The organism is Gordonia sp. w5E2 (assembly GCF_036540975.1).
In the GTDB taxonomy this organism is placed as follows: Bacteria; Actinomycetota; Actinomycetes; order Mycobacteriales; family Mycobacteriaceae; genus Gordonia; species Gordonia jacobaea.
Window position 1 is genome coordinate 2003796 of sequence record NZ_CP144213.1, and the last position, 11752, is coordinate 2015547.

Annotated in this window: 11 protein-coding genes; 10 read left to right on the forward strand and 1 reads right to left on the reverse strand. The window is 66.6% G+C overall.

The window, feature by feature from the left end; all coding sequences use genetic code 11:
- Positions 1-229 precede the first annotated feature (229 nt).
- The gene (gene ectA / locus RND64_RS09095; protein ID WP_049697060.1) at positions 230-757 is read right to left on the reverse strand and encodes a diaminobutyrate acetyltransferase; all 528 of its coding nucleotides are present in this window, start codon (positions 755-757) and stop codon (positions 230-232) included.
- A gap of 188 nt (positions 758-945) precedes the next feature.
- Between ectA and rsmD the strand changes: the two genes are divergently transcribed.
- The 10 genes from rsmD to ftsY all read left to right on the forward strand — a co-directional run bounded on the left by rsmD (position 946) and on the right by ftsY (position 11752).
- On the forward strand, positions 946-1509 hold the full coding sequence (rsmD, locus tag RND64_RS09100; protein WP_049697061.1) for a 16S rRNA (guanine(966)-N(2))-methyltransferase RsmD: 564 nt from the start codon (positions 946-948) through the stop codon (positions 1507-1509).
- The gene (gene coaD, locus RND64_RS09105; RefSeq protein WP_049697062.1) at positions 1506-1994 is read left to right on the forward strand and encodes a pantetheine-phosphate adenylyltransferase; all 489 of its coding nucleotides are present in this window, start codon (positions 1506-1508) and stop codon (positions 1992-1994) included. Before rsmD ends, coaD begins: the two co-directional genes overlap by 4 nt.
- 174 nt (positions 1995-2168) lie before the next feature.
- Positions 2169-3005, forward strand: coding sequence for a DivIVA domain-containing protein (locus RND64_RS09110; protein ID WP_387316192.1), 837 nt, complete (start codon positions 2169-2171; stop codon positions 3003-3005).
- 52 nt (positions 3006-3057) lie between these two features.
- A complete protein-coding gene (locus RND64_RS09115) occupies positions 3058-3672 on the forward strand; it encodes a YceD family protein (protein ID WP_049697064.1) in 615 nt (204 codons plus the stop codon).
- Positions 3673-3734: 62 nt separating this feature from the next.
- Entirely contained in the window at positions 3735-4454 is a 720-nt protein-coding gene (gene rnc / locus RND64_RS09120; protein ID WP_049697451.1) for a ribonuclease III, read from the forward strand.
- Positions 4447-5349 (forward strand): bifunctional DNA-formamidopyrimidine glycosylase/DNA-(apurinic or apyrimidinic site) lyase, encoded by a 903-nt coding sequence (gene mutM, locus RND64_RS09125; protein WP_049697065.1) that lies wholly within the window; start codon positions 4447-4449, stop codon positions 5347-5349. Before rnc ends, mutM begins: the two co-directional genes overlap by 8 nt.
- A 118-nt stretch (positions 5350-5467) precedes the next feature.
- Positions 5468-5938, forward strand: coding sequence for an OsmC family protein (locus tag RND64_RS09130; RefSeq protein WP_049697066.1), 471 nt, complete (start codon positions 5468-5470; stop codon positions 5936-5938).
- Positions 5939-5972: 34 nt separating this feature from the next.
- The gene (locus RND64_RS09135; RefSeq protein ID WP_049697452.1) at positions 5973-6233 is read left to right on the forward strand and encodes an acylphosphatase; all 261 of its coding nucleotides are present in this window, start codon (positions 5973-5975) and stop codon (positions 6231-6233) included.
- A 65-nt stretch (positions 6234-6298) separates the two neighbouring features.
- Positions 6299-10012: a chromosome segregation protein SMC gene (gene smc, locus RND64_RS09140; RefSeq protein ID WP_049697067.1), complete on the forward strand. Its 3714-nt coding sequence runs from the start codon at positions 6299-6301 to the stop codon at positions 10010-10012.
- A gap of 99 nt (positions 10013-10111) precedes the next feature.
- Positions 10112-11752 (forward strand): signal recognition particle-docking protein FtsY, encoded by a 1641-nt coding sequence (ftsY, locus tag RND64_RS09145; RefSeq protein WP_331436564.1) that lies wholly within the window; start codon positions 10112-10114, stop codon positions 11750-11752.

Consider the following 11752-nt stretch of genomic DNA (forward strand, 5'->3'; position numbering starts at 1 on the left):
TCACTTCGGAGCGAAGCTCTCGAGAAGTGCTGTGGGGACGCACATGTACGCGTTCACGTTCGCGGCGCGCCACTGTTCGACGCGTGCGGGTTGTGTTCGGGCGCAACGGCTCTCCGTCGCGGATGGTCTCGCCGACGACCGTTCGTCGGAAGCCGGCGTTAGCCGCTACCAGCGAGAACGCGCCGGCGGGAAACACTCCCACCGGTGAAAGAACCCCGCGCAAGAAGTACTAGGGCTCGCCGACCTTCGGCTCGAGCATGTAGAGATCCTCCGGCTGGTGCGCATCCGGGAAATCGTCGACGGCGAACAGGTCACGGCGAACGAAGTCCAAGCCGCGATCTCGTGCGACCGACGCGAAAAGACGTTGGGACGCAACGTTGTCGGGACTGATGGTGGTGTGCATGGCCACCACCGAACTGCGCCGGACACGATCGAACAACTGGTGCAGCATCTTTGCTGCGATTCCGTGGCCGCGGAAATCGTCGTCGACGGCGACCTGCCAGACCATCAGGGTCGACGGATCAGCCGGGCGTCGATAGCCGGTGACGAAACCTACTGCGCGGCCGCCGACTTCGGCGACAATCGAGGTGTCGGCGTAGTCGTGGCACCACAGCACATAGGCGTAGCTCGAGTTGACGTCGAGAACCTGTGAATCCGAGGCAATTTCCCAGAGTCTGGTTCCGTCGGACACCGTCGGCGTCCGATAGTCGATCGTCAGGACAGTTGATGGGGCCGTTCTCGTTGAGGAGGGGCTCATAACGTTCCTGACGTTAACAATGTGTGTCGGCGAAGTCATGCTGCTGTCGGAATCGGACACCGAAACCCCGGCGTCGGCGCTGTTCAACACCTGATTGTGATAGGGGTCACGTTTGTGTGATTTGTCGGTGTCGGACGGCCGAGACCCGGCGTTCTCCTCGGGCGGGTATCGCGAGCAGAATACGAACGATGACGAGGATCATCGCAGGCGCTCTCGGTGGGCGACGGCTGACCGTGCCCGACGACGGCACCCGCCCGACCTCCGACAGGGTGCGCGAGGCGCTGTTCAGTGCGCTCGCCGCGCGCATCGACTTCGACGACGCCCGTGTCCTCGACCTCTATGCGGGCTCGGGGGCGCTCGCGATCGAGGCCCTCTCGCGCGGTGCGGCGTCGGCCGTCCTGGTGGACAGTCGAAAGCGGGCCACCTCGGTCATCGCCGCGAACCTGCGCTCGCTCGATCTGTCCGGTCGCTCGGACGTGGTGACCTCCTCGGTCGGGTCGTATCTTGCCGCATCGAGAGCAGGCAAGCCGTTCGACCTGGTGTTCTCCGACCCTCCGTACGCGCTGGACACGGCAGACGTCGAGGCCGATCTCGGGCGCCTGAGCTCCGACGGATGGCTCGCGGACGACGCGCTCGTCGTCGTCGAACGCGATGCGCGATCGTCGCCGCCGACGTGGCCCGAGGAGTTCGACCTCATCGTGGAGAAGGTCTACGGAGAGACGCGCGTGGAGATCGGTAGGTTTACGCCATGAGCAGCGCAGTGATTCCAGGTTCCTTCGACCCGTTCACCAGGGGACATCGGTACATCGTCGAACGCGCGGCGTCGGCCTTCGACGAGATCGTGGTTCTCGTGGTGGTCAATCCCAACAAACACGGACTGTTCAGCATCGACGAGCGCATCGCGTTGATCGAAGAGGACTGTGCCGATCTGCCCAACGTCCGTGTCGACCGATGGACCGGTCTGCTCGTCGACTATCTGACCGAGAAGAACATCGGAGTCCTGGTGAAGGGGCTGCGCTCGGGCGTCGACTTCGACTACGAACTGCCGATGGCACAGATGAATCGCGAGCTCGCCGACGTCGAGACGGTCTTCATGATCACCGATCCGCGCTTCGCCCACGTCTCGAGTTCGCTGGTCAAAGAGGTGGCGAAGCTCGGTGGCGACGCGTCGCCGTACCTCGCACCGCACATCCACCGTCGCCTCGAGGCGGTCCTGGCGGGGGAGCGGACCGTCTGACGTTCGCTACTGACGCAGCGTCACAATCGTCACAGGCGACACGCCCATATCATCCGGCTCCATAATCCCAGCGATCACATTCGGCACAATAGTCACATCAGTCTCAGGCGGACCCGCGTCACCACGACACAGGTCTCACTGACAAGTAATGGCATGAGCCGGATTGGGGTAGCTGTGTACCGGGTATTTGAAGCTCTCGACGAACTCGTGGCCATCGTCGAAGAGGCACGAAGTGTTCCCATGACGGCCGGCTGTGTCGTGCCGCGTGGTGATGTCCTCGAGCTGCTCGACGACATCAAGGACTCGATTCCGGGCGAGCTCGACGACGCTCAGGACGTGCTCGATCAGCGCGAAAACATGCTCGGCGATGCCGCCGATCACGCCGACAAGGTCGTGACCACCGCGGAGTCGGAGTCCGACGCCATGCTCGCGCACGCCCGTGCCGAAGCCGACCGCCTCCTGGCCGACGCGAAGGCGCAGGCCGACCGGATGGTCGACGAGGCCAGCGCGCACGGCAAGAACCTGGTCGACGAGGCCAGCGCGGAAGCCCACCGGCTGTCGACCAGCGCGGCACGCGAGTTCGACGCCGTGACCGGACGTGCACGTGCCGAGGCACAGCGGACCATCGACTCGGCCAACAACACCTACGACAAGTCCGTCGCCGACGGCATCGCCGAGCAGCAGCGCCTGGTCTCGGAGACCGAGGTCGTCGCGGCGGCGAAGTCGGAGGCCGAGCGGATCATCGACGCCGCACACGCCGAGGCCGATCGACTGCGTGGCGACTGCGATGTGTACGTCGATGAGAAGCTCGCCGAGTTCGAGGAGATCCTCACCGGGACCCTGCGCTCGGTCAACCGCGGACGCCACCAGTTGCGTACCGGCGCGGGCATGCACGACTACGTCGAATACCCGCGCAGCGTCGACGACGCAGGTGCTCGTCGGACGAGTGCTGAGCAGGCGCGATCGGGTTCGGCGGACCTGCACGACCACAGCTCGCCGCTCGCGGTCTGAGCGGCGCGCCGGGTCGTTCGATGAATGACCTGGTCGGGCGTATGGTGCACATGTGGCCGAGAATGCAGTGACTCAAGGTGCGCAAGCGCAGCGCGATCCCTTCGTCCTCGACATCCGATCGTTGGGCAGGCGTCCGGGGACGATGGAGGAGATCCATCGCACGGTCGTCGCTCCCAATCGGATCGGCGTGGAGATGATCGCGATACCCGCGGATTCCGACGTCGACCTCGACTTACGGCTGGAATCGGTGTCGGAGGGCGTGTTGGTCACCGGCACCGTCTCCGGCGAGACCGAGGGCCAATGTGTGCGTTGTCTGGAACCGGTCGACGGCACGGTGACCGTGTTCCTGACCGAGCTGTACGCCTACCCCGACAGTGAGACCGAGCAGACGACCGACTCCGAGGACATCCATCGGATCGTCGACGACAGGATCGACCTCGAGCAGGCCGTCATCGACGCCGTTGCGCTCGAACTCCCGATGTCACCGCTGTGCAGTGAGGACTGCGCAGGCCTCTGCAGTGAATGCGGTGTCCGGCTCGCCGTCGCGGAGCCCGGACACTCTCACGAGATCATCGATCCCCGCTGGGCCAAGCTCGCTGACAAGCTCGGCTCGCTGGAGCAGAAGGAGTCGCAGGACTCCGACAGCGGCGAACGGGGCTCGGCGTGACCGGTGTCGACGACGCGGCGTCGCCTGCACCTCACGGAGGCAGCAACGATGCCGTCGCTTCTCTGGGTGCCGACTCCGCGGGTGTCGCATCGTTGCTGGAAGCGCTCGGCACGCCGATCGCGGATGAACTGCTCACACTCGCGCTGACCCACCGCTCGTATGCGTACGAGAACGGGGGGCTGCCGACCAATGAGCGGCTGGAATTCCTCGGCGATTCGGTGCTCGGTGTGGTGATCACCGAGCGGCTCTACCTGCGGTACCCCGATCGTCCCGAGGGTGAGCTGGCCAAGATCCGGGCGAGCGTCGTCAACATGCACGCGCTGGCCGACGTCGCGCGCGGCCTCGGCGAGGGCGGCCTCGGTCGTCACCTCTTCCTCGGGCGCGGCGAAGAGATGACCGGCGGCCGCGACAAGGATTCGATTCTGGCAGATGGCCTCGAATCGCTTTTCGGCGCAATGTATCTCGACCACGGCCTGGAGACCTCGCAGCGCATCATCCTCGACCTCTTCGACGAGATCCTCGACCGCGCAGGCCAACTCGGCGCGGGACTCGACTGGAAGACCTCGCTGCAGGAGCTGGCCGCCGAGCGTGGCTACGGACCCCCGCAGTACCAGATCAGCTCGACGGGTCCCGATCACAGCAAGGAGTTCACCGCGCGTGCGGTGATCGCAGGCGAAGAACTCGGTGAAGGTGTGGGACGCACCAAGAAGGAAGCCGAGCAGAAGGCCGCATCTCTGGCATGGCAGGCGCTCACCGAGCGTGACGCCGTGAGCGATGCCTGAACTTCCCGAAGTCGAGACCGTACGTGCCGGTCTCGAGAAGCATGTCGTCGGGCGCACGATCACCGACGTGGAGGTCCTCCACCCGCGAGCCGTCCGCAGACACGTCGGCGATGCACCCGATCTGATCGGAAGGCTCAGGGGCGCAACGATTCTCGCTGCGCGTCGACGTGGAAAGTACCTGTGGCTCGACGTTGAGGCGCCCCGCGGCGTCGACCGGTTCGCGCTCGTCGTCCACCTAGGCATGAGCGGGCAGATGCTGGTCGCCCGTGTCGGCGCACCCGACCACACGCATCTGCGGGTGCGCGCAACTCTCGACGACGGCAACGAGTTGAGGTTCGTCGACCAACGGACCTTCGGCGGGTGGCACCTCGACGACTATGTCGACGCCGAGTCTGCCGACGTCGACACCGAACTGCCCGGCGACCCGGCGTCGCTGCCGCGCTCGATTGCCCATATCGCGCCCGACCCGTTCGACTCCGGGTTCGACAGGGACGAGGTGGTGCGTCGAATGCGTGGAAAGCACACAGAGGTCAAGCGCGCACTGCTCGACCAGTCGCTGATCTCCGGCGTCGGAAACATCTACGCCGACGAGGCCCTGTGGCGAGCGCGGCTGAACGGCGCGCGCGTCACCGATGGAATTTCGCGACGCAAGCTCGCCGAGTTACTCGACGCCGCGACGGCGGTGATGAGCGACGCGTTGGCGGTGGGCGGCACGTCGTTCGACGCGCTGTACGTGAACGTCAACGGACAGTCGGGCTACTTCGAGCGTTCGTTGAACGCCTACGGCCGGGCGGGCCAGCCGTGCCGGAGATGCGGGACGCTGATGCGGCGTGAGGAGTTCATGAACCGGGGCTCGTTCTTCTGTCCGAAGTGCCAGCCCAGGCCTCGGCAGTAACGGTTCATTGCGCGCAGTATGAGATGTCGCGGCATAAGACGACATCGGAAGCAGTTCTACTATTGCGAGCGGCGCCTCGGGTGCGCCGTCGTCGATTGCGAAGGGAGTCATCGCGCAGATGACCAGCGAGAATTCGTCCGCGACCACAGCGGCGCCGCAGGTGTCGGATGCCGGCTCGGCGCACACCGAGTTGTGGGTGCAGCGGACCGGGACGCGTCGCTACACCGGCAAGAGTTCGCGTGGCGCGGAGGTTTTGATCGGCTCGCAGGATGTCGACGGTGTGTTCACGCCGGGTGAGCTGCTGAAGATCGCGCTCGCCGCGTGCACCGGCATGTCGTCGGACCGCCCGCTGGCACGTCGCCTCGGTGACGACTACGACGCGACGATTCGCGTCTCCGGCGACGCCGACCGCGAGAACGAGGTGTACCCGCACCTGCGCGAGGTGCTCGACGTCGACCTGTCCGAACTCGACCCCGCCGCTGCGGAGCGGTTGCTGGTGGTCGTCGAGCGCGCGATCGACTCGGTGTGCACGGTCGGTCGCACGCTCAAGGCCGGCACCGAGGTCGAACTCGTCATCGAGAGCGACTGACACCCCGATGAGTGGTTCCGACCAGGTCGTTCGCATGACCGCACACGTTCACGGACAGGTCCAGGGAGTCGGGTTCCGATGGTGGACGCGCTCGCGCGCCCTGGAGCTCGGCCTGGTCGGCTCCGCGACGAACCTCGCTGACGGGCGGGTGCTCGTCGTCGCGGAGGGGGCCGAACCACAGGTACATGCGCTACTCGACCTGCTGCGTTCGGGCGACACTCCCGGTCGCGTCGACCTCGTCGTCGAACGTTTCGATGCGCCGCGGGGTGACCTGCAAGGATTCGTCGAGCGCTAATCCGCCGATCAACCGCCTGCCCGGTTGCGCCTGCCTGCATCGGGTGATGGGTAGGCTTAACGGTCGTGCACCTGAAAAGCCTGACCCTGAAGGGCTTCAAGTCCTTCGCGTCGGCCACGACTCTGCGATTCGAGCCCGGCATCACCTGCGTGGTGGGTCCCAACGGCTCGGGTAAGTCGAACGTGGTCGACGCTCTGACGTGGGTGATGGGCGAGCAGGGTGCGAAAGCGCTGCGTGGCGGCAAGATGGAAGACGTCATCTTCGCCGGGACGTCGGGTCGGCCGCCTCTCGGTCGGGCCGAGGTGACGCTGACGATCGACAACTCCGACGGCGCTCTGCCGATCGAATACTCCGAGGTATCCATAACGCGACGGATGTTCCGCGACGGTGCGGGCGAGTACGAGATCAACGGGAGTTCGTGCCGGTTGATGGACGTGCAGGAGTTGCTGTCCGACTCGGGTATCGGGCGCGAGATGCACGTCATCGTCGGGCAGGGCCGTCTCGCGGCAATTCTGGAATCGCGGCCGGAGGACCGTCGTGCCTTCATCGAAGAGGCGGCGGGAGTCCTCAAGCACCGCAAGCGCAAAGAGAAGGCCGTCCGCAAGCTCGACTCGATGCAGGCCAATCTCGCGCGGCTGAGCGACCTCACCGCCGAACTGCGGCGCCAGCTCAAACCGCTCGGACGGCAGGCCGAGGTTGCCCGTCGAGCGCAGACGGTGCAGGCCGATCTTCGCGACGCACGACTGCGGTTGGCCGCAGACGATCTGGTCACCCGGCGCACGGAGATGGCCGAGCACACCGCTGTCGAGGAAGAGATTCGACGACGCTCCGACGAGGTCACCGCAGAGCTCGACGCCGTCAACGCCGAGGTCGCCGAGCACACTGACCATCTCGCCCAGGTCACTCCCGCTGCGGCGGCGGCAGGCCAGGCGTGGTTCCGGTTGTCGGCGCTCGCCGAGCGTGTCGACGCGACCAATCGGGTCGCAACCGAACGCAGCCGCTACCTCGCGGAGCCGACGGTCAGCTCTGGCGGTCCCGATCCGGAACAACTCGAACGCCAGGCCGAGGAGGCCGCGCTCACCGAGGCCGAAATGGCCGAGGCTGTCTCGCTCGCCGCCGAGTCGCTTGAGGTGTCCAAGCTCGAACTCGAGGAGTACGAGCGCGTCGCCGCGCAGGCGGAGCAGGCTCACATGGCCGCAGTGCGTGCGGTGGCCGATCGACGCGAAGGACTCGCGCGGCTCGAGGGACAGGTCGAGAGCCTGCAGACCAAGGCCGACGGCGTCGACGCCGAGGCGTCGCGCCTCACCGCTGCGATCGCAGCAGCTGTCGAACGCGCCGAAACTGCTGCGCAGCAACAGGATTCGGCAGCCGAATCACTGAGTCAAATGGAGGCCTCTGAGCAGGGCCTCGACGAACACCACGAACGGTGCGTCGCGGCACTGAACCTGTCGAATGAGCGGGTTGCGTCGCTGCAGGCCGCCGAACGTGAGGCCGAGCAGCGGATCGCGTCGCTTGCCGCGCGGATCGAGGCGCTCTCGGTGGGCCTGGAACGCAACGACGGCGGTGCGTGGCTGCTCGAGAACGCGCCCGAGGGATTGGCAGGCTCCGTCTCCGACCTGCTGGCTGTCGACTCGGGTTTCGAGACGGCCATCGCCGGAGCGCTGGGGCCCGCCGCCGACGCGATTGCGACCGTCGACGCGCTGGCCGCCGTCCGCGCTCTGCAGGCGTTGAAGACCGGAGACGGCGGCCGGGCGTCGCTGCTCCTGGGCGGACTCGACGACGCCGCGCCGAATCGTACTGTCGCGCTACCCGACGGTGCGGTGTGGGCGACCTCGGTGGTCAGCGCGCCGTCGCAGATCAAGGGTGCCGTCGATCATCTACTGGCCGACGTCGTCGTGGTCGACGACGCCGAGCAAGGCGTCGACCTGGCGGTACGCCACGGACTCCGGTGCGTCACGCGAGAAGGTGACCGCATCGGCCCCGCGTCGGTGGAAGGCGGATCGTCGCGTCGACCGTCGACGTTGGAGGTCACCTCGGCGATCGACACCGCAACCGCAGATCTCGCCGCAGCGCATCGGACCACCGAGGAGACGCAGGCGGCCCTCGAAGGTGCACTGACCGAACAGCGTGCCCGTCGCGAGGCCGCCGAAGAGGCGTTGGCCGCGCTGCACGAGTCGGATGCGGCCGTCGGCGGAGCCTACGAGCAACTCGCCCGACTGGGTCAGGAGGTCCGCGCGGCGCAGTCGGAGGCTGATCGGCTCACGCGGCAGCGCGACCGCGCAGAAGACGGTCGCGGTGACATGCTCACCACCCTCGCCGAACTGCGGGAACGCCTACGCCTGGCGCGTGACGAGTCGACGTCCGAACCCGACGAGGTCGGGGGAGACGGGGGCGAGCGCTCGGCGGCTGCCGCGGCAGTCGCCGGTGCGCGTTCGAGTGAGATGGAAGCGCGTCTGGCACTGCGTACCGCGGAGGAACGTCTCGCGTCGGTGCGTGGCCGTGCCGACTCGCTTCGTCGTGCGGCCCAACGTGAACGTGACTCCCGCGAGCGTGCCCGACGCCAAGACGAGGCTCGTCGGGTCGCTGCGCAGGTCGCGGCCGAGGTCGCCCAGGCGGCCACCGCGGTCTCCGAACGTCTCATCAGCGCGGTCGCAACGGCGCAAGCGGGTCGTGACGAGCTCGAGCAGGTCAAGGCCGCGCGTACCGAAACCCTCGAAGCGCTGAAGACCCGAGCGGCGGCACTCACCGATCAGCTCAACGCGCTGCGCGACTCCGTGCACCGCGACGAGGTCGCCCGAGCGCAGTCCGCGTTGCGCATCCAGCAGCTCGAGGAGCAGGTTCTCGAGAACTTCGCGATGTCGCCCGATGATCTGATCGCCGAGTACGGTCCGGATGTTCCGATGCCGCCGTCCGCGTTGGAGATCTCCGAGTACGAGCAGGCCAAGGAGCGCGGCGAGAGCGTCGTGGCACCCGCGCCGCTGCCGTACGACCGCGCGACGCAGGAGGCACGCGCGAAAAAGGCGCAGAAAGACCTCAACACTCTCGGCAAGGTGAATCCCCTTGCGCTGGAGGAGTTCGCCGCCCTCGAGGAGCGCTACAGCTTCTTGTCTGCGCAACTCGAGGACGTCAAGGCCGCGCGGAAAGACCTTCTCGACGTGGTCGAGGACGTCGACGCGCGCATCCTGCAGGTGTTCACCGAGGCCTACGCCGACGTCGAACGTGAGTTCTCCCAAGTCTTTTCGACGCTGTTCCCCGGCGGCGAGGGTCGACTCATCCTCACCGAACCCGGAGACATGCTCACCACGGGAGTCGAGGTCGAGGCGCGGCCACCCGGTAAGAAGGTCAAGCGGCTGTCACTGCTCTCGGGTGGCGAGAAGTCGCTGACCGCAGTGGCGATGCTCGTGGCGATCTTCCGTGCGCGACCCTCACCGTTCTACGTGATGGACGAGGTCGAAGCTGCGCTCGACGACACCAACCTGCGGCGCCTGATCACCCTCTTCGAGCAGTTGCGTGAGCGGTCGCAGCTCATCGTGATCACCCACCAGAAGCCGACGATGGAGGTCGCGGATGCGCTCTACGGCGTCAGCATGCGCGGCGACGGCATCACGACCGTGATCTCGCAGCGGCTGCGCGGCCAGAACGTCGCGGTCACGGCAACCGCGCCGCAGGTAGCGGGTGACACCGATGGGGGAGGCGACGTCGGCGGGCAGGAATCCGACGTTTCAGACGCGAACACAGCGACGACCAACAGTGCGACGACCAACAGTGCGCCAACATGACAAACAGGGCGACAACATAGAGAACGCCCCTTCCGCTAGTCGGCGGAGGAGCACGATGGACAACGCAGCCCGAGATATGCGGGAAGAACTGGAGAAGCAGTGAACACCGGAATCATCATCGGAATCGTCATCGCGGTCGTCGTCATCCTCGCGTTGATCGTCGCGGGTCTCGTCCTCGCGCGTCGTCGACGCATCTCTCTGCACGACGACGAGCAGACGCAAGTGGTCGACGGCTCGAAACCGCAGGTCGACCGCTCAGGCGGGTACAAGGCGTCGTCGGGCTTCAGCTTCAGCCAGGGTGGCGCGGCGTCGGGAACCGCTGTCGCGGAACCACCCGAGCCGACCGTCGCGCCCACTGAGCGGACCGAGGTCGACGGTCAGCCGGGCGTCGGCGACGACGCATCGGTGCCGCGTGACTCGGAACGCCGCGGCATCACCAACGTCACGCTGCCCGACACTGCCGACGTCGAGACGGCAGACACCGCTACGACCGACGTTCCCACGGCCGACACCGGGACGACCGATAGCTCTGCGACTGCCACCGCTGCGCCGACCGCGGACGCCACAGAGACCGCAGACACCACCGCTACCGCAGGCACCACCGCTACCGCAGGCACCACCGATACCGCTGCGACCACCGCAGAGTCGGCGCTGACCAGCGAGTCGGTGCCGCTCGACGAGGACATCGATTCGTCGGTCACCACGCCGTTGTTCGAGGAGATAGTCGAGTCGGTCGGTGAGAGCCCCGACGAGATCATCGAAGAGATCGACGAGATCGAAGACGAGGAGGCCGCTGCCACAGCGCCGCCGCGTGACGAGATCGAGCCGACGGCGGGCCGACTCGGTCGCCTCCGTGGGCGTCTGTCGCGGTCGCAGGGCGCGATCGGCAAGAGCATGCTCGGCCTTCTCGGTGCCGGCGATCTCGACGAGGAGAGCTGGGAGGAGATCGAGGACACCCTCGTCATGGCAGACCTCGGCTCCGCCACCACCGAAGCGGTTATCGAACGGCTCCGGACCGAGTTGGCCACCAATCCGGTGCGCAACGCCGACGACGCTCGCGCACTGCTGCGCAGGGTGCTCGTCGAGCAACTGCACCCCGAATTCGACCGTTCGATCCGCGCGCTTCCCCATGCCGACACACCGGCGGTCGTGCTCGTCGTCGGGGTCAACGGCACCGGCAAGACGACGACGACGGGCAAGCTCGCGCGCGTCCTAGTCGCCGACGGCAGGCGCGTATTGCTCGGCGCAGCAGACACCTTCCGCGCCGCAGCGGCAGATCAGCTGCAGACGTGGGGTGAGCGGGTCGGCGCAGACATCGTTCGTGGCAAGGAACAAGCCGACCCGGCAGCAGTCGCATTCGACGCCGTCGCGAAGGGGATCGACGAGGGCGTCGACGTGGTGCTCATCGACACCGCGGGACGTCTGCACACCAAGACCGGTCTGATGGACGAGCTCGGAAAGGTCAAGCGCGTCGTCGAGAAGAAGGCTCCGGTCGACGAGGTCATCCTCGTCCTCGACGCCACGGTCGGCCAGAACGGACTGACTCAGGCGAAGGTCTTCGCCGACGTCGTCGACATCACCGGCGTCGCACTGACCAAGCTCGACGGAACCGCCAAGGGCGGCATCGTGTTCAACGTCCAAGAGGTTCTCGGCGTCCCGGTGAAGCTCGTCGGGCTCGGCGAGGGAGCCGACGACCTCGCGCCGTTCGACCCGGAAGCGTTTATCGACGCGCTTCTGTAA